The organism is Heyndrickxia sporothermodurans (genome assembly GCF_003055045.1).
GTDB lineage: Bacteria > Bacillota > Bacilli > Bacillales > Bacillaceae_C > Heyndrickxia > Heyndrickxia sporothermodurans.
Genome location: NZ_NAZB01000052.1, coordinates 1 through 18,523, shown reverse-complemented (window position 1 = coordinate 18,523; position 18,523 = coordinate 1). Strand labels below are relative to the sequence as shown.

General features: G+C 36.4%; 15 protein-coding genes, 8 tRNA genes and 2 rRNA genes. 1 reads left to right on the top strand and 24 read right to left on the bottom strand.

What is annotated here, in order from left to right; all coding sequences use genetic code 11:
* Nucleotides 1-419 precede the first annotated feature (419 nt).
* Nucleotides 420-782 (bottom strand): hypothetical protein, encoded by a 363-nt coding sequence (locus B5V89_RS17175; RefSeq protein ID WP_108073191.1) that lies wholly within the window; start codon nt 780-782, stop codon nt 420-422.
* 236 nt (nt 783-1,018) lie between these two features.
* Here B5V89_RS17175 and B5V89_RS17170 point away from each other — a divergent pair, with 236 nt between their 5' ends.
* Nucleotides 1,019-1,564 carry a hypothetical protein gene (locus tag B5V89_RS17170; RefSeq protein ID WP_108073189.1) on the top strand — a complete coding sequence of 182 codons (546 nt, stop codon included), beginning with the start codon at nt 1,019-1,021 and terminating at the stop codon, nt 1,562-1,564.
* Between the two features lie 639 nt (nt 1,565-2,203).
* Here the strand turns inward: B5V89_RS17170 and B5V89_RS17165 are convergent.
* From B5V89_RS17165 to B5V89_RS17055, 23 genes are all read right to left on the bottom strand, one after another.
* Entirely contained in the window at nt 2,204-2,413 is a 210-nt protein-coding gene (locus B5V89_RS17165; protein WP_108073187.1) for a hypothetical protein, read from the bottom strand.
* 3 nt (nt 2,414-2,416) lie between these two features.
* Entirely contained in the window at nt 2,417-3,097 is a 681-nt protein-coding gene (locus tag B5V89_RS17160) for an AbiTii domain-containing protein (protein WP_108073193.1), read from the bottom strand.
* An 82-nt stretch (nt 3,098-3,179) separates the two neighbouring features.
* The gene (locus B5V89_RS17155; RefSeq protein ID WP_108073185.1) at nt 3,180-4,343 is read right to left on the bottom strand and encodes an XRE family transcriptional regulator; all 1,164 of its coding nucleotides are present in this window, start codon (nt 4,341-4,343) and stop codon (nt 3,180-3,182) included.
* Nucleotides 4,344-4,359: 16 nt separating this feature from the next.
* Nucleotides 4,360-5,070: a DUF5986 family protein gene (locus B5V89_RS17150; RefSeq protein WP_108073183.1), complete on the bottom strand. Its 711-nt coding sequence runs from the start codon at nt 5,068-5,070 to the stop codon at nt 4,360-4,362.
* Nucleotides 5,071-5,673: 603 nt separating this feature from the next.
* Entirely contained in the window at nt 5,674-6,117 is a 444-nt protein-coding gene (locus B5V89_RS17145) for a hypothetical protein (protein WP_108073181.1), read from the bottom strand.
* An 883-nt stretch (nt 6,118-7,000) separates the two neighbouring features.
* Nucleotides 7,001-8,791: a glutamine--fructose-6-phosphate transaminase (isomerizing) gene (glmS, locus tag B5V89_RS17140; protein WP_108073179.1), complete on the bottom strand. Its 1,791-nt coding sequence runs from the start codon at nt 8,789-8,791 to the stop codon at nt 7,001-7,003.
* Between the two features lie 458 nt (nt 8,792-9,249).
* Entirely contained in the window at nt 9,250-10,602 is a 1,353-nt protein-coding gene (gene glmM / locus B5V89_RS17135) for a phosphoglucosamine mutase (protein ID WP_066235735.1), read from the bottom strand.
* Nucleotides 10,603-10,641: 39 nt separating this feature from the next.
* Nucleotides 10,642-11,880 (bottom strand): CdaR family protein, encoded by a 1,239-nt coding sequence (locus B5V89_RS17130; protein WP_107920427.1) that lies wholly within the window; start codon nt 11,878-11,880, stop codon nt 10,642-10,644.
* Nucleotides 11,873-12,697: a diadenylate cyclase CdaA gene (gene cdaA / locus B5V89_RS17125; RefSeq protein ID WP_066235733.1), complete on the bottom strand. Its 825-nt coding sequence runs from the start codon at nt 12,695-12,697 to the stop codon at nt 11,873-11,875. The genes B5V89_RS17130 and cdaA overlap by 8 nt, the downstream gene beginning before the upstream one ends.
* A gap of 127 nt (nt 12,698-12,824) precedes the next feature.
* On the bottom strand, nt 12,825-13,448 hold the full coding sequence (locus B5V89_RS17120) for an anti-sigma factor family protein (RefSeq protein ID WP_107920425.1): 624 nt from the start codon (nt 13,446-13,448) through the stop codon (nt 12,825-12,827).
* A gap of 16 nt (nt 13,449-13,464) precedes the next feature.
* Nucleotides 13,465-14,028, bottom strand: a complete 564-nt coding sequence (gene sigW / locus B5V89_RS17115; protein ID WP_066235732.1) for an RNA polymerase sigma factor SigW — start codon at nt 14,026-14,028, stop codon at nt 13,465-13,467.
* Nucleotides 14,029-14,244: 216 nt separating this feature from the next.
* On the bottom strand, nt 14,245-15,144 hold the full coding sequence (rocF, locus tag B5V89_RS17110; protein ID WP_066235731.1) for an arginase: 900 nt from the start codon (nt 15,142-15,144) through the stop codon (nt 14,245-14,247).
* Nucleotides 15,145-16,000: 856 nt separating this feature from the next.
* Nucleotides 16,001-16,981: a cation diffusion facilitator family transporter gene (locus tag B5V89_RS17105; protein WP_066235730.1), complete on the bottom strand. Its 981-nt coding sequence runs from the start codon at nt 16,979-16,981 to the stop codon at nt 16,001-16,003.
* A gap of 145 nt (nt 16,982-17,126) precedes the next feature.
* A tRNA-Lys gene (locus B5V89_RS17100) sits at nt 17,127-17,199 on the bottom strand.
* Nucleotides 17,200-17,206: 7 nt separating this feature from the next.
* Nucleotides 17,207-17,281 (bottom strand) — tRNA-Gln (locus B5V89_RS17095).
* A gap of 112 nt (nt 17,282-17,393) precedes the next feature.
* Nucleotides 17,394-17,477, bottom strand: a tRNA-Tyr gene (locus B5V89_RS17090).
* Between the two features lie 23 nt (nt 17,478-17,500).
* Nucleotides 17,501-17,576 (bottom strand) — tRNA-Thr (locus tag B5V89_RS17085).
* A gap of 20 nt (nt 17,577-17,596) precedes the next feature.
* Nucleotides 17,597-17,672 (bottom strand) — tRNA-Val (locus tag B5V89_RS17080).
* 23 nt (nt 17,673-17,695) lie between these two features.
* A tRNA-Glu gene (locus B5V89_RS17075) sits at nt 17,696-17,770 on the bottom strand.
* A 35-nt stretch (nt 17,771-17,805) separates the two neighbouring features.
* Nucleotides 17,806-17,878, bottom strand: a tRNA-Thr gene (locus B5V89_RS17070).
* 2 nt (nt 17,879-17,880) lie between these two features.
* A tRNA-Asn gene (locus B5V89_RS17065) sits at nt 17,881-17,955 on the bottom strand.
* Between the two features lie 9 nt (nt 17,956-17,964).
* Nucleotides 17,965-18,081 (bottom strand): 5S ribosomal RNA (rrf, locus tag B5V89_RS17060).
* A gap of 266 nt (nt 18,082-18,347) precedes the next feature.
* Nucleotides 18,348-18,523: ribosomal RNA gene (locus tag B5V89_RS17055) — 23S ribosomal RNA — on the bottom strand; the annotation flags it as partial.

The following is an 18,523-nucleotide window of genomic DNA, read 5'->3' as shown; positions in this document are numbered from 1 at the left end:
GTTCATTTAGGGGCTATAGAGCTACTTTGTTTCTCATTTTACTCATCCCTTCTACAAACATCCTACCTAGATAGTAGCACATTAATTTGCAGCCGGATTAAGCAATTGAAAAGCGAAACACCGTGTTTTACTTACCATGATCAAGTGCGGCCACAATGGGAAATCCAATGATACAAAATAGTTTGTTCTGTGCTATAATTAGCAAAATTCCTTTATAAATTTTTTAGTAGAGTGTTAACACAAAAATAGCTTTCATCACAAAAGCGAAACAACTTTAAGACGTTAAAGAGATTCTTCTAATTCACATACTTCCCCAGATAGAAAATCCACGAATCAAAATAGATTAAAAGGTTCGATTAGAAAGAAAAGAAAAAGAACGAAATCCTCTCAGAATCCGCTCCCGTCTTACCTCTAGCATATTATAACTCCTTGAATTTCCCACCTTCATACAAGTATTGCCCTTCAGCAACAACAAAAACTTTTCCTAAATCCATTTCATCACACCATTTTTGCTCTATTAGATCACTAATAGAAGCTAATTCATCTTCATACCCTCCCATTTCATTTTCTAAACCGAATAATTCCCCGTTATCATATAGGTAAACATATTCTGTGCGTAAGGCTATTCCTTCCTTCTCTAAATATTCATTTTCAAATTCCAGTACCATTTCAACGAGTAATTTAGATATTGCTAAATCCGGGAACTCCTGATGAATTCTTCTTAGGATAAAGTCCTCTACCTCTTCCATGTTGATGGTTGGTGCATATATTTTGTTTTCCATTTTCAATTCCTCCTACGGATAGTATTTTTATTCTCTTAGCTGCAGTGGTATCACCTTGGTATATCTACAGTAAGTTCCTCTAATCCCAGTGTTTACTTCCCATTCAATTCATTGCTGTTCCCACCTTTCTTGAATTCACTATTGCGTTGCTTTATGATTCTATTGTATATAGGCAATGGAATATAAAGGTTGCCCAGCAAGTCACATATAGAACTTTTTTTAGGAGGAAGATAGAAATGAGCAACAATCTTGATCCAGAGTTGAAAGAGGAATTGGACTTGTTTATAGAAAATAATGTAATAGCTTCAAGAGTAAAATCCCTTAATATAATAAAAAAGGCTGGAGTTTCGCATGAACCAGCAACCTCTTTTGGACATGCCTTCGGAAATTTTGATTTTACAGCCGATTTAGACGCAAGGATAAACAAGGTGAAAAGCACCCAGACATTAGGTGAATATATCGAAGAACTGTATCAGAACAAGCGAAAGGATGATCCTAATGTACTGAGAAAAGCCGGAATTGATAGGGCATATAAATATAAAGTTGTTAATAACCGAATCCATCCAACGAAATCAAAATTATTATGCTTTGCTATTGCTTTTGAATTAGACCTGGAAGGAACAGAAAAACTACTGAACAAGGCAGGATACACTCTTACAGAGGAAAATAATGTTTTCGATTCCATTATTGGTTATTTCATAGAGAAGGGTTATTATTTTGGTGCAGATATTGATATTTGCTTGGAGGAATATGGTCAACCCACAATCTTCTCAGTTGCTTAAAAACCCAAAGAAAAGTTTTGCGGTGAGGGAAGAGAGCCCTTAGACATCACTTCCCTCTATCAACGAAATCAAAGTTATTTTTAGTGTACTTAAAACGGACTTAATATTGACTTTATAAATTTTATCAACTAAAAATCATCTGTAAGTTACTCTAAATTTCAGCGAAGTGTACTCGGAACGGACTTTATTTAGACTTTATGAATCCTTTAAATAGCAGGGACCGCATTCTCATGTGAAAAGGTATTTTTGTAGCAGATGAAAACAAGCAGAAAAATGACCGAATGATCCGGGGCAAGTATATGAGCAAAAAACAGAAATTAAACGGGTTTATACAATGAGGAATACAACTGGATTGGAACACGGTAATGAATTGTAGAAAATGATTGAAGCCTTCCTATAGGGGAAGAAATTGAAGAGATATTGAACAAAAAAGAACTGGATCCGCTATGGGATCCAGCCTGAATTTTGGGCGATAAAAACCTGTTGAATAAGGATTGAAAGCGGACTGACCTGCTTGTTGCTATTCCATCATTCCTTGCGGTTTGGAACCAAACTATATAGCAGTAGAAGCTGACTTTTTAACATAAAAATCTCCTAAAAGCCGGGAAGATAATTTCTCATATAGATCTCTCTAATAAACTATTTGAAAAGACTTTCTATCCATATTATGAAAGTTTCCCAAAACGAAAAAAGCAGAATAATTCCAGCTACAACTGAGACGAAGATGCTAAATAAAGCTGGATGTTTTTCATGAAATTTTTTCTTTTCATTATTCACTCCACTTGAACTAGATTGATGACCGATAGATGAGTTTTTAATCTTATTGTTATCCCCGATACGGATACTCACTTTCTAAACCTTCTTCCCCCATAAGTGGCCAATCCTAGATTTATTTATTTTATTTTTGTCTCCGACTTTGATAGATCCATCATAAATGATACTTTCAATGTTGTAGATTACTTGCTCAGCAGATTCACCCATTTTTATTTGGGTTCTAATATCCAACTCATCAAGATTTTCAAATTCACCTTCAAGTTCCATAATCACTTCTACGAGCTTTGATTTAACACGTGATACTATTCCATCCAGTTGATTTGATGCTATCTTAACCCTCATCCCAGCAATTTGAAGTTCACCTGTTGATATAGCATGGCAGTACGCTGTCGGAATTACAGTCCCATAACTCTCCATATTTTCACCTTGAAGTATGTTTTGGATTGTTGCTATCCCATCAAAGACCCTTATTGTCCTAATTTCGTCTACTTGCTCTATCGGTAATAAAGTTTCAAGTGGTACAGGAGAATTGGTATATTGAAATCTAAAATTTATTACATAGGTACCAAATATGTTCCCTTTGAATATTCGATAAGAAGGGATATTTTCTTTATCTTTATATCCTTCTAATTCTCCGTTAACCCAGTTCATAATGTTTTCATTACCCAAATCAGATAAAATAACCTTTAATCTTAGTAGAATGTTTTCAATACTTACTTTTCCACTAACAGCATCTTTCAATAACTGACTACGTGCCACGCCCACCGCACCTTCCTACATTCTATTACATAAAAACTAAAATCTGTTTTTTGACTAATAACCTTAGTTTCAAAACACATATCTAACTGCTCTGCTTTTTTTTAAAATCTTTTATTTTAAGAACTACTTTAGATTGGCTATTATCCATAAATATAGCTGGTTCAACTCCACAAATCATAGCTAACATTTTAGGAGTGAGATATAGATTATACGCCTCAGCAATCTTTAGCGGTATCTCATGGCCTTGTAAAATATTTTCATCAATTAACAATTCTAAAGATTGTTTGAAAGCCACGGGCAATGTTACTTTAGTTTCTAAATCAAAAGGTTCTGGATTTCTCCACTTTCTATAATGTAATTGTTTGTATAATTTCGCTTCTTGGTCAGCAGATATTATGTTCAAATCTCTTGCTCTCATAATCATAGCTGCCATGGAGACGTTCCATTTTCTTTTCAAGTTATAGTACGTATCTATTTCATCAACTATTTTAGTCTTCAATTCATTTCCAAAGGATTCTTTTGGCAATAGGAATATTGAGGCAAATTTATTCGCTTCATTTTCCATTGTCTTATATTCATCTTTATCTAATTCTTGAGGATTTATATTTTGATGTAGCACCCAATGGCCTATTTCGTGAGCGATACTAAATTGTTGTCTATAAAACGATCCCGAGTCACCTGTGGTAATTACAAAATAACTGTTTCCATTAATAGTGTTCATACTACTAAAAGCATCAACTTTATCTTCTTGGTAATCCATATTAATAACTGTGAAGCCCATTAATTCTGCAACTTCTATAATGTCATGTATAGGCTCCAACCCTAAATCCATTGACCTTCGAATACTTAAAGCCAGTTCTTCAGGATTATCTATTCCTTCATAAATTTCTCTATCTTGTAGAGCAGGAAAATCTATAAACTGCTCCAAAAAGTCTCGTACAATAACTGAATATTTTAGTGCGATTGAAGCTGGTTCTTTAGATTTCTGAGTAGCTGTTAACCTAGATCTAAAAAAAGTACCTTCATTGTCAATAAAAAACTTGTCAGCAGTATAGAAAAATTCACGTGGATACCCCAAAACATCATTTAATTGCAGAGATTTTTCAAAACTTGGTTCACTCTTCCCACTTTCATACTTTGAAACCATTTGCTTAGTGACATTTAACTTCTCAGCTAATTCTGTTATTGTGAGTTTATTGTATAGTCTAGCTTCCTTTAGCCGGCTTCCATTAAATATCTTTTTCATATTGCTATCTCCAAACTTACTTAATATTTTTCAAACGAACAATTTGCTTTTTCTCCTTTTTGATCTCAGGAGTATTTTTACTTTCACGCTTATCAGGATTAACATTATCTTCTTTAAGTACCAATCTATAATTAGGTTCGATTAGTTCAGTTAAGTCTTTTTCCCATACAACTTCATGCCTAGTATTAAACGCCAATGCTTTAACAGTAGATATAAAAGAATGATCAAAAGCAAATACATATACTTTTGATGGGTTTTCTTCCATCATACTTAACATTTCCCTTGCCTGCTCTTTTAAGTTTTCTTCACTCTCAGCATCACTGTCATAAATAGGAAGTGTCATTTGCGAATTAAGTGGAGCCATCGCATCAAATTCCGTATTAAATAGATTAAGTAACTTTAAATAATGGTTATTCTTACCTTTTTTAATAATATTTCTCATATTTTTATGACTAAAGAAAACATAAAGTTCATTTTCTGGTCCCACAATCAAGACTGCTTCCCACAATTTCCCTCTATTTAACTTTACATATTGTAACCCAAATTTTTTGGCCATTTCTATTAAAGAGTTGTACCTATAATCCCATTTATGCTGAGGACTACTATTTTGTGTGCCCTCTCCAGACTCATTATTAATAGATTGTAAGTATAAGTAACGTGATTCCGGATCATCCATTACGAGTATATTTGCAATCGCTTTAACAATGTCATTATGTAAGTTAATCATGAACACTCCTCCTATCTATCTATTATTTTAGATTTTTTTGCAAAAAAGTCAACCATATTAGATTCATTTTTTAAAAAATATATAATTGTGCTGAATTTAAGTATTATTAATTTCTACATTTATTAGCTACCTGCAATTAGAAAATTAATAGAAGCAAACGATTGAACCCATATTGGACAAGGAATCGAGTAATATTGTGCAAAGAAAAAGAACTGGAATCCACTATTGAATCCAGCCCAAATATTTATTGATTATTGATTTAAAAAACCAGTTGAATAACGATTGAATATATATAATGGACTTCCCGCTGCTTTTCCTGATTCCTCGCTGTTTGGGAACGAACTTTAGATAGGGATACCCTATTTCTTAGAAAAGGGTTATTGATTGGTGCAGATATTGAATTTTGCTTAGAGGAATACGGCAACCTACTTTATTTTCAGTTGCCTAAATATAAAAATAAGACTGATAACCAAGTTTATTGGAGAAAAAAAGAGGTAAGCAGGAAGAAAATAAATCGACCTCATTTTGGCAAAAGGGAGAGGTCGACTTCTATCTCTTGATTTAATTCTGTCTTAATGCAACAAATTGGAATCGCATTCCCTTTTAAATGGTGTATTGATCCTTCCATTTGGCATAAAGTTCCTCAAAATGGTCCAAAAAATAGTCTCTTTCAAATTTCTCCATAAATTCTCCGTCCTGTTGAGTGAAAGTTGGAAGATGGATCCTATAAAATGGAGTTTCATCCATTACGCCTGGTATTTTATAATCCGAATAGAAGAACATATCGACCATGTTGGTTAAGATAGCAATTTTTAACGATTCTTCATACGAAAAGTATCTCCCAGTCTGTTTTACGTGATTGTTTAAATCTTCATCAACCCCCTTAACTATTGCTAAAGTAATTGGATTACCTTCTTGATCAAGTAAATACACTCCGTTAAATTCATTTATGTCCTTCCTGTACTGAATATAATCTCTAACACCCTTTAATGTTGTTACCTTAACCTCGATATTGTTGTTCTCTTCAATACTTCTTTTTGTACTCATATTTAATCTCCTCATTTCTTTTCATTTTGTTTTAACTCTATGTTTTAATTTTATCTGCAGAAGAGAGTTAAAAAGTTGCCTTCTAAGTCACATCATGAAAATTTACGAAGAATAATTAAATAATGATTAAGAAGAATTTATTTCCACCAGGATTGCCTTCGTAAATTCCACAGTCACAACTTGAATACATTCCATCCTGAATTGAAACGCAAAATTTCAATTGAATCCCATTGAAATACATTTTATTTACCGATCCAACTCTTGCTTCATCCCTTTACTTCCTTCTACTATATTGCCCTGCTAAAAAGTCCTTCCCCGTCTTCATCTCCCCCTCACTCCCCCCAAACCCTTGCGACTCTAAGCCTCTTCCCTCTTATCTCGCCTTTTTTCTTCATTCCATTATGTTATATAGTTCTTCCCCAAATCCCCCATATTCGCCCTCTTTTTTCCGTTCTGGGTCGTATCGAATATTCAGACAATGTTAAAAAGTTCTTCCATAATGGAGGGAAGAATCAAGAGAAAAGATTGAAAAAACACGTTGAGAAATACACGAAAAAGAACTGAAACCCTACGGGTTTATGCAGTGAGGAAAACAACATATTAGAAGAGAGAAAAGAATGAGCAAGGATGATTGAACCCCTACTGGACAAGGGATTGAGGAGATATTGGACAAAACAAAAAGACTGGACCACTATTGGATCCAGCCTGAAATATAATTGATTTTACGATTGAAAAATGATTGAGTACATATTGTTCGCCTGCTCTTTTTTCCTCACTCTTCCTTCCGCTCTGGATACCAACTATTTAACAGTAGCTACCGACTTTTTAGCATGGAGAAGAAGAATAAGACAGCTACATACATTAAAAAAGCAATTACTTTCCCTTACTCCACCGTCACACTCTTCGCCAAGTTACGTGGTTTATCCACGTCACAATCACGATGCAATGCTGCATAGTAAGCGAGAAGTTGCAGTGGTACTACAGAGACAAGAGGTGTTAATAATTCGTGTACTTCTGGGATGACAAAGCGGTCTTCGTTTGTGTCGAGTCCTTTCATGGAGATGATGCATGGGTTTGCTCCACGAGCGACGACTTCTTTGACGTTTCCGCGTATGCTCCAGTTTACGTTTTCTTGAGTTGCAAGGGCGACGATTGGTGTGCCATCTTCGATTAAAGCGATCGTACCATGCTTTAATTCTCCGCCCGCGAATCCTTCTGCTTGAATATAGGAAATTTCTTTAAGCTTGAGTGCGCCTTCAAGACATACATAGTAATCAAGCGCACGGCCGATAAAGAAAGCATTTCGTGTCACTGTGAAATATTCAAAAGCCATTTTTTCGAATTCTTCCTTCGAATCACAGAGAACTTCCATTGCATTAGCGACGATTCCTAGTTCGTGAACAAGGTCAAGATCAGCTTTTTTGCCTGCTACGCTTGCAAGAATCGATAATACTGCAATTTGAGCAGTATAAGCTTTTGTTGAAGCAACGGCAATTTCAGGGCCAGCATGTAACAACAATGTGTAATCCGCTTCGCGAGATAAAGTAGAACCTGGAACGTTTGTAATCGTAATTGCCTTATATCCCAGCTCTTTAACCTTTACAAGAACCGCACGGCTATCCGCTGTTTCACCACTTTGAGAGATGAAAATAAATAACGGTTTCTTCGATAATAGAGGCATATTATAGCCCATTTCACTAGCTACATGAACTTCTACAGGAATTTCCGCAAGCTGTTCAATCATTTGTTTTCCAACGAGTCCAGCATGATAGCTTGTGCCGCAAGCAACAATATAGATGCGATCAGCATCGTTCATTGCCTTTACAATATCGGAATCAATGGCAAGGTCACCGTTAATATCTTGATACGCTTGAATAATTTTTCTCATCACAAGTGGCTGTTCATCGATTTCCTTCAACATATAGTGAGGGTATGTGCCCTTTTCGATATCGCTTGCATCGATTAGTGCTTTATAAGGCTCTCTAGCAATCTTTTCACCTAATAAGTTTTGGATAATGATTTCGTCCTTTTTCACGATGACCATTTCTTTATCCATTAACTCAATAAATTGATCAGTTACTTGAATCATCGCCATTGCATCACTCGCGACAACATTAAAGCCTTCTCCAACACCTACTAATAGTGGGCTTTTGTTTTTCGCTACAAAAATTGTATCTTCATTTTCCGTATCCAATAATGCAAGGGCATAGGAACCATGTAATAGAGTTAACGTTTTTCTGAAAGCTTCCTCAACACTTAATCCATCAGCAACAAACTTTTCTACTAACTGCACAATAATTTCCGTATCTGTTTCACTTTTAAGCGTAACGTCTTGTAAATACTCTTGCTGCAATAGTGAATAGTTTTCGATAACACCATTATGAACAAGGGTAAATCGTGTACTTGCACTTTGATGTGGATGTGCATTTTCTTTACTTGGCACTCCATGTGTCGCCCAACGTGTGTGTCCGATTCCGATGTGACCCATTACATCTGTATCAACGACTTCACGAAGATCCGCAATACGTCCCTTTTCCTTAAAAACATGAACTCCAGACTCATTCTTTACTGCGATCCCAGCAGAATCATATCCTCTATATTCAAGCTTTTCTAAGCCTTTTAATAAAAGTTCTTTCGCATCTTGATTTCCAATATATCCAACGATACCACACATTTGTATCTTCCTCCCAAATAAAGGGGGCAAGATGCCAGAGGGCAGACTTGCCCCCTTATTTCTGTATTATTTTAAAATGTTAAGATTTTAGACAAAACAATCGTTTCTACAGCCAATAGCTTATCTAATTCTCACATTTCTTTTCCCTTTGTGCACCGAGTCACCTCTGATGTTTTAAGAAAAAGACGTCGACTGTGTGTGGCAGCCGGAAGGTATCCGCCGAATTCTCGATAAACCTTCTCCTCGTCAACTAGACAATTGTATCCGCTCGTTGTCTAGTTCTGGCGCTTTTTAAAACGTTCTAAACATCTATCCTCCTTTTCTCTTTTGGCAAGTAAAAACATGATAATCATATCCTACATTAATACTTAGGTCAATAAAAAAGTATAATAAAACAGCTATAAAATAAAAATATGCATAAGGATTCGTATACGTTCCCCTTATGCATATAATTCCACTTATTCCTCTGAAAGTCCCATTTCTTCTTTTACAACTTCTGCAATTCTATTAACATAAGATTCACAAGCTTCTTCAGTAGCTGCTTCTGCCATAACACGTACTAACGGCTCAGTACCGGAAGGACGGACAAGAATTCTACCATTTCCGGCCATTTCTTTTTCTACCTGTTCAATAACCGCTTTTACTTTTTCATTATCTGTTACATGATACTTATCTTGAACACGAATATTCACGAGCTTTTGCGGATACTTTTTCATTTCCCCAGCAAGTTCTGATAATGGTTTATTCGTTGCTTTCATAATATTAAGGAGCTGTAATCCTGTTAATAACCCATCGCCGGTTGTATTATAATCTAGGAAAATAATATGTCCTGATTGTTCGCCACCAAGATTATAACTATTCGTTTTCATTTCTTCAACGACATATCTGTCCCCAACTGCTGTTTGAATGCTCTTAATTCCTAATGCTTCTAGCCCTTTATGAAAGCCTAAATTACTCATTACTGTAGAAACAACTGTTGATTGTTTAAGTCGTGCTTCACTCTTCATATATTTAGCACAGATGAACATAATTTGATCTCCGTCTACAACTTCACCATTTTCATCAATGGCAATGACTCGGTCTCCGTCCCCATCAAAAGCAAGTCCAACATCCGCTTCTTTTTCTTTCACAAATGCTGCTAGGCTTTCAGGGTGAGTAGAACCCACACCGTTATTAATATTCAAGCCATTAGGAGATGCACCCATCGTAGAAATGTCTGCTTCTAAATCAGCAAATAGATGTGTAGCCAATGAAGAGGTTGCACCGTTCGCACAATCTAGTGCCAGATGAATACCGGAAAAGTCTTCGTCTACAGATTGTTTAAGGAACTGTAAATACTTCTGACCGCCTTCGAAATAATCATTAACAACACCAAGATCTCCACCTACAGGTCTTGGTAATTGATCTTCTTCCATATCAAGAATTTGTTCAATCTCCGCTTCTTGTTCATCTGAAAGCTTATAGCCATCGGATCCAAAAAACTTGATGCCATTATCGGCGACAGGGTTGTGTGAGGCTGAGATCATAACTCCAGCTTGTGCACCTAGAGCTTTTGTAAGGTAAGCAACCCCTGGAGTAGAAATGACACCTAAGCGCATAACTTCAGCACCAATTGATAAAAGCCCTGATACTAAAGCTCCTTCAAGCATATGCCCAGATATACGAGTATCACGACCTATGAGTACTTTTGGACGCTCCGTATTTTTCGTTAACACGTATCCACCATAACGACCTAATTTAAATGCTAATTCTGGTGTTAACTCAGAATTGGCTACTCCTCTTACTCCATCTGTACCGAAATATTTACCCATTTGAATATTCGCTCCTTCTAAAAATACAATAATTACAAATTAAATATCTCCACTTTCTTTCTCCGTTAAGCGAATTTTCGCTTTCTTCTTCGACAGCTCCCATGTTATATCCTTCGGTCCATCAACCTTTAGATTTACTTCATGTACTCCTGGAGATAAACCCGATAAATCCATAAGAATATCAAAACTTGACGCACTAATATCTTTTAATGATTTGGTTGTACCATTAACCGTTAAATCTACTTCACCATTTTTTGGCGATAAAAATTCCATCGTGTAGTCATCAGGTAAGCCCGTACTGCTTACTTTAATATTGCTGAATGTCTTTTCTTCTTTTTTCTCACTAGTACTTATTCGGACTTTTACAATTTCTGGTTCTAATTTATTTATACCTTTTGGCACTTTAATTGGAACATCAAGTTCTGTATCTTTATCATATTTACTAATATCTACATCCACACTTAATGCATCAATTGATTTTAGCACATCACTTCTACCATAAATTTTAATATTTTTTGGTATCGTCGTGATGCTATTAATAACAATTCCTTCCTTTTCATCCCCAATTGGATTTACGGTAATAGGAACGGTTTTACTTGGATTTTTAACCGGGACGGTCACTTCTACCGTTTCCGGATCGACATCTACATTTAACTTATTTAATGATTTGTCTAACACTTGTACTTTAGCATCTCTTGTAATTGTCGAACTAATTTCCCGTTTTGAATCAACTGTCGCTTTTACATACGTAATTTGATCAATCACATCTTTTGCTCCAGTTATTTTTACTGTTTTTGGTTCAACAGAAGGGGTTTCAGCTTCAAAGCCACTTGCTAATAAATTAGAATTAAATTCTGCATCTACCCTAAATTCCTTCGTCACTTTCTCTTGAACGGTAACAGTAACGTATGCAGGAGAGATTTTAGCTGTCAATTTATCTGATAGATCTTTAAGCTTTAGCTTAACCCGCTGTTTTCCAAGTTCAGCATCAGTTAAATCAATATAGACAGTGAAATTTTTTAGATTTTTTGTTGTTCGTACAAATCCCTTTGGTCCATCAATGGTTACATCCACCGTTTCAGGAACACCTGTCACCACAAAGTTCTGCTGGTCGTAAATAACTTCAACAGGCATATTTTGAACAACATCATTTTCATTTTTTTGTCTCGTGTCCTTTTCTTTGTTACCATTTTCAATACTAACTGATATATATAGCAATAACGCTAAGAACAATGCAACGATTCGAATAAACCATTTATTATCCATAAATTTATCCACGCTTCTTCACCCTCCAATTCCATATTGATGAGGAAGCTTGCTTGTTCATTGATATCATAAATTCTTTTTCAAGCATCTCCTTGAATTGGTCTATTTTTAAATCCCTGTGAAGTTCACTATTTTTCGTTAATGATATTGCTCCTGTTTCTTCAGATACAATGATCGTTAAACTGTCTGTTACTTCACTTATACCAAGAGCAGCACGATGTCTCGTTCCCAATTCCTTCGAGATGAATGGACTTTCTGACAAAGGTAAGTAACAAGCAGCTGCAGCCACTTGATCTTTCTGTAAAATAACAGCTCCATCATGTAAAGGTGTATTAGGGATGAAAATGTTTATTAGTAATTCAGAAGAGATTTTGGAATTCAATGCAATCCCTGTTTCTATATAATCACTAAGACCTGTCTCCCTTTCAATCGAAATTAATGCACCAATTCTTCGCTTCGCCATGTAACTTGTCGCTTTAACGATGGCATCAATAATTCTCGATTGCTCCTCTTCTTCATGCATCGTTCCACGGGAAAATAACTTCCCTCTTCCCAATTGTTCTAGCGCTCGCCTTATTTCCGGCTGGAAAATGATAATTAAGGCAAGAAATCCCCAATCAATGGCTTGCTCCATAATCCAATTTAAGGTACCTAAGCCTAGAAAGATACTTAAGTTCCTAACAATAAGGATGACAATGATCCCTTTTAAAACTTGTACTGCCTTCGTACCGCGTATGATCATTAATATCTTATAGATCACGTACCATACGAGTAAAATGTCAATAATATTAGAGATATAGTCAAAAAAATTGAAGTCTGCAAACGGCATGTCCGATCCTCCATTAATTTTATATCGTAAAAAAAGCCGCTTTATAAATATGTACTAAATTATATTATACCATATTAGTACAAACCACAAAAAAGAGAAACAAACGTCTTTATTTGTTTCTCTTTTTTTACTTATCTTCCTTAAAAAAACTTACTATTTCTTCGGCACCTATTTTTATTTGAAACCAAAGCCAATCAAACATTTCATTAATTTCTTTTATGTCTCCAGTTACGCGACCTGCTGAGGCCATGTATTTCTCACCATTAATAACCGTTACACTTCCGTCTACTTTACCTTCTATTCGCAAATCACCATTTTTAACTAATAAATCACCTTTAACCGTTTCACCTTTTGGAACAATAACAGTGTGATTTTCTACTTGTAAATTCGGCTTTTTCGTAAATGAAAATTCTTGATTGTTATTCCACATAGAGAGGATACTTCCCCCCATTAGAATAATAAACAAGGAAGCTGCAGCAAGGAATGGATGATTGGTTACCCAACGTTTTATTCCTACTTTTCGTTTCTCCTTGGGTAATTTCGCCATTACTTTTGCAGTAAAATCACTTGAAGCACATATCAATGGTGTACTTTTTATTAATGCAGTTGTTTTCTTTAGTTCCTGAAAATGCCTTGTGCAGTCAGCACATGTTTGAAGATGTTCTTTTAATATAGTTTCATGCTCAGAGGATATATCGCCATCCATGTATTCATGCATAAAGAGAATAATTTCTTCAGAACAAGTATTCAATTCGTTCTCATCCTCTCTATAAATTTCGAAGTTGTTTTCTCAAAGCCTCACGTCCCCTGTGGATTCTTGTTTTCACAGTTCCTAAAGGCAATTCCAGGATTTGGCTAATTTCATTCAACGAAAGATCTTCCAAATATTTCAATACTATAACCGATCGGTATTTTTCAGGAAGTGACTGAATCGCAAATTGAATGGTTTCTTGTAATTCATAATCCATTACTTCTACATCAGGTGCTTTTCCTGTTGCTGCAATTTGCGAATACATAGTTAAGCCATCTGTCCCTGCTACCTCTGCGTCCAAGTAGAAATCAGGCTTCTTCTTTCTTAAGCGATCAATACATAAATTAGTAGCAATCCGGTATAACCAAGTGGAAAATTTCCTTTCTTGTTTAAAGCTATGAATATTAATAAATGCACGTATAAAAGCCTCTTGGGCAATATCCTCGGCTTCATGCAAGTTACCTAACATTCGATAGCATATTTGAAGGACTTTGTCTTTATAAATTTCCACTATCTCTCCGTAAGCATTCTGGTCCCCTTTTAACACTTGTTTTATTCTTTTTTTAACCAATAGTTCCATTCAGATTCCCCCGCCCTAGCGGCTATACATTGTTACGAATGAATAGCATAAAGGTTTCAAAAAATATTTTTTATTTTTATCTTAACAAATATTTACCAATAGTTGTTTGTTTTTTTACAAAAATGGATATGAAAATTAGATTTGAAGTGTTTGATGGTGGTAGTTAGGTGATAAAGCAGAAAAGCAGTAGAATAAATTCTACTGCCCATATGAATGTTATAATAGTTTTTCTCCAAATAAAGAGCCCATTAATGCAACTGCAACTGTTGCGGTTCGATTTCTTTCATCCAATATCGGATTAACTTCCACAAATTCTGCAGAAGTAATAATTCCCGATTCCGCCAGCATTTCCATTGCTAGATGGCTTTCACGGTAGCTGATGCCACCAAGTACAGGTGTGCCCACTCCCGGACAATCGCTCGGATCCAGTGCATCTAAATCCAAGGACAAATGCACGCCATCCGTCTTATCTTTTAAATAGTCAATGGCTTCTTCCATTACTTTAGTCATTCCAAGTTTATCAATTTCATGCATAGTAAACACTTTTATATTTTTGTCTTTAATTAGCTCTTTTTCACCTTTATCAAGATCTCTAGCCCCAATTATTACGATATTTTCGTGTTTTACTTTAGGAGCATAGCCGCCAATATCAGTTAATGTTGGATGTCCGTGGCCTAAACTTGCAGCAAGCGGCATACCGTGAATATTTCCTGATGGAGATGTATCAGCAATATTTAAATCTCCATGGGCATCATACCAAATGACGCCTAGGTTTTTATAATGTTTAGAGACACCTGCTAATGTTCCAATTGCAATGCTATGGTCTCCCCCAAAGATTAATGGAAACTCTCCTTTTTCCACAATTCCATCAACCTTTTCGCCTAAAATAGCATTGGCGTCCGCAACCGCTTTCAAATTTTTCATATTCGTTTCGGGATCATGCAAACGTTCTGCAGCACCAATTTCAATGTCCCCTTGATCAGTCACTACATAACCGAGCTTTTCTAGCCGTTCCACAACACCTGCATATCTAATCGCACTAGGTCCCATATTAACCCCTCTGCGAGATTGTCCTAAGTCCATCGGAACTCCTAGTATAGTAATTTTCTTTTCCATTATCGTAAAACCTCCTCAATCCCTATCTATCTCTATTTTAATACTTCATAATCTTCTGACTCAACTCGACAAATTCATGTATATATATGCATTATTCAAAGTAGAGACAAAAGGCCGTTTACAGAAAAAACTACCCGCTAGATGCCTAACGAGTTTACTTTAGAGGTGCAAAATATTAAACAGATTGCAAACAAAATAATTCATAGTGCATTTCACATTGATTTATCCAGATTTTGAGGAATTTTCAATTGCTTACCATTTCCTAATTCACAGATTTAATCACAGAATATAAATAATTATTGGAGAGTGTGTGATTTTTTTGTGGTTTAACACGTGATTATAATTGTTGAATTAATTTTTAATGGGAACTTGCCTGGGCGACATCTTCAGGATTAGTTGAGCTGAGCCCCGCAATGCGTCTAAATGAAATTTACTTGGTTTTATTGAAACATAAGAAGTACTAATTGAGTAAGCAGTGATATTTAATAAGCGGAGTTTTTCCGGTTAGATACAGGATGGGGCATGTTTCGGGGCTATATAAGCGGAAGTTTTCCGATTATGCAATGCAAAATCCCTCTTTTTCACGTTTTTTGCGTAAATAGGCGGAAAAATTCCGGCTATTGGAGCCTAATTTCAGTGCTATTTCCTCATTAAGAGGAATTTCTCCGCTTATTTCAAACTCGCTTTAACATTTAATGCACTTGTGGTACCTGAGAAAAAAGACTTAGAGATATTTACATCTTTAAGTCTTTTTAGCAGTGAAATATACTGTTTATTATGCTGTGAAGATTTTGTGATTTACCGTTTTGTACCTCTAAGATAAACTCATTACTAATTTCCAAGGACAGTTTAATTTCTACTTTTCGTCTATAACCTCTTTTTTCTCTTCCTCCCAATTATTCACTCCATCATCTTCATCAAACTCAATGATCACATCAGCTATTCCCTTTTCGGCCATGATTCGTTCCTCTAAACGGTCCTTAATATCATCGGCCTGAGCTACAGTTAAACTTGGATCTACTTCGATCTCTACCTCGACATGTAGTTCTTCCCCTTCTTTAACAACGGTAATATCCTGAATATCTTTAACACTTGGATCCTCCATAACGATATTACCAATTTTCATCTCCATCTCCTCATCTGCTTCACCGATAGCCCCCGCTGCATTATCTAAAAATACTTTACCAACAACAATGAACATCATAATCCCAATTATAACGGAGGCAATCCCTTCAGCTTGGTGAAACGATGTAAAATGAGAAATTATTACCGCAATGATGGCTAAAAGTCCTCCTGCGGTAGCAACTGTGTCCTCCATAAAAACAAGCTTCGTTGCGGGCTTAGCCTTACCTAAATACTTAACACTCTTTAAGAAAATTGCGGGACCTTTTGCTTCATCTCCGACTTCATGAAGAATTTCCTTCATCGCCTTAAATAAAACAAAACTCTCAAGTAATACGGCTGCACCTAAAACAATGATATTTATGACAAAACCTTTTGACGCAGTTGGTTTTAAAATATGATGAAATCCTTCCTTTATTGTTTCATAAGACATAATTCCAACAATTAGAACAGCACCTAAAAGGACTAAGTTTACAACCCTACCAAAACCATTTGGAAATCGGTCCGTAGGGGCTTTCTTACTTAAGGCGGAACCAATAAATACAAAAAATTGATTCGCAGCATCCCCTAAACTGTGCATCGTTTCAGCAAACATGGCAATATTGCCCGTTAAAAAGAAAGCGATACCCTTAATAATTGAAATAACCGCATTGACTATTGCCGCTAACATTGCTGATTTATTACCTTGTCTTAAAAGCTTTATTATGTCTATCATTTAACAACCTCTACTCTCAATCGAATTTAATAAAAATTTACCGATTGTTTATACGTTTGTAACTCTTATAAGTTTCTCTATAAATATTTTTCACAAAAAAAAATCCTTAAACCTCTAAGGTTTAAGGAAACTTTTGCAAATTTGATGAGCCATGAAGGACTCGAACCTTCGACCCTCTGATTAAAAGTCAGATGCTCTACCGACTGAGCTAATGGCTCTAAACAATGGCTGGGCTAGCTGGATTCGAACCAACGAATGACGGAGTCAAAGTCCGTTGCCTTACCACTTGGCTATAGCCCATTGAAATAATAAAAGTGCGGGGCTTTGGTCAGTCCCTACAAGCAAACATTTTAGTCTAATAAAAAAGGACATTCTTATTATGTCCATTTTAATCAAATTATATTAATAAAAATGGTGGAGGGGGACGGATTCGAACCGCCGAACCCGAAGGAGCGGATTTACAGTCCGCCGCGTTTAGCCACTTCGCTACCCCTCCATATCATTACTAATCGTAATGAATGGTGCCGGCCAGAGGACTTGAACCCCCAACCTACTGATTACAAGTCAGTTGCTCTACCAATTGAGCTAGGCCGGCTTATTATTATATTTTTTATATGGTGGAGGATGACGGGATCGAACCGCCGACCCCCTGCTTGTAAGGCAGGTGCTCTCCCAGCTGAGCTAATCCTCCAATGTCATTTATGTAATCTAAGTTGGTGACCCGTACGGGATTCGAACCCGTGTTACCGCCGTGAAAGGGCGGTGTCTTAACCGCTTGACCAACGGGCCAATCTATGTAAGATAATCTCATAATTCATATTATAAGCTTCCAACCGGGCTCGAACCGGTGACCTCTTCCTTACCATGGAAGTGCTCTACCTGCTGAGCTATGGAAGCAATGGCTCCGCAGGTAGGATTCGAACCTACGACCGATCGGTTAACAGCCGATAGCTCTACCACTGAGCTACTGCGGATTAATATAAACCCGGCAACGTCCTACTCTTGCAGGGGGAGAGCCCCCAACTACCATCGGCGCTGAGAAGCTTAACTTCCGTGTTCGGGATGGGAACGGGTGTGACCTTCTCGCCATAATTACCGGATATTTTTTGCCTCACTGCATTTGCAGCATTTGGTTAAGACATTATTTATTATAATGATTTTCAACCAAATTTCAAGGGTTTTTTAATAAAATTATTCCCTCAAAACTAGATAAATGAGAAACAGTAATAACGTTGAATCAACCTGTCCAGCTGCGGGCGCTATCGGCTCGCGTCACTTCACTTCTTCTGTCGAAGTCTTCCAGACTTCTCCGCCAGAAGCTCCAGTGAGTTTCGCCAGAGAGCTGCGCGCCCTTCGCTTTTCTTATTAGGATAAGTCTTCGACCGATTAGTATTCGTCAGCTCCATGTGTCGCCACACTTCCACCTCGAACCTATCAACCTGATCATCTTTCAGGGGTCTTATTTAGATAAACTAAGGGAAATCTCATCTTGAGGGGGGCTTCATGCTTAGATGCTTTCAGCACTTATCCCTTCCGCACATA

Excerpts from the sequence above, each read along its gene's own strand:
- B5V89_RS17175 (WP_108073191.1), bottom strand. The coding sequence starts at position 782 with ATGGAAAACAAAATATATGCACCAACCATCAACATGGAAGAGGTAGAG.
- B5V89_RS17170 (WP_108073189.1), top strand. The coding sequence starts at position 1,019 with ATGAGCAACAATCTTGATCCAGAGTTGAAAGAGGAATTGGACTTGTTT.
- B5V89_RS17155 (WP_108073185.1), bottom strand. The coding sequence starts at position 4,343 with ATGAAAAAGATATTTAATGGAAGCCGGCTAAAGGAAGCTAGACTATAC.
- B5V89_RS17150 (WP_108073183.1), bottom strand. The coding sequence starts at position 5,070 with ATGATTAACTTACATAATGACATTGTTAAAGCGATTGCAAATATACTC.
- B5V89_RS17145 (WP_108073181.1), bottom strand. The coding sequence starts at position 6,117 with ATGAGTACAAAAAGAAGTATTGAAGAGAACAACAATATCGAGGTTAAG.
- glmS (WP_108073179.1), bottom strand. The coding sequence starts at position 8,791 with ATGTGTGGTATCGTTGGATATATTGGAAATCAAGATGCGAAAGAACTT.
- glmM (WP_066235735.1), bottom strand. The coding sequence starts at position 10,602 with ATGGGTAAATATTTCGGTACAGATGGAGTAAGAGGAGTAGCCAATTCT.
- cdaA (WP_066235733.1), bottom strand. The coding sequence starts at position 12,697 with ATGCCGTTTGCAGACTTCAATTTTTTTGACTATATCTCTAATATTATT.
- sigW (WP_066235732.1), bottom strand. The coding sequence starts at position 14,028 with ATGGAACTATTGGTTAAAAAAAGAATAAAACAAGTGTTAAAAGGGGAC.
- rocF (WP_066235731.1), bottom strand. The coding sequence starts at position 15,144 with ATGGAAAAGAAAATTACTATACTAGGAGTTCCGATGGACTTAGGACAA.
- B5V89_RS17105 (WP_066235730.1), bottom strand. The coding sequence starts at position 16,981 with ATGATAGACATAATAAAGCTTTTAAGACAAGGTAATAAATCAGCAATG.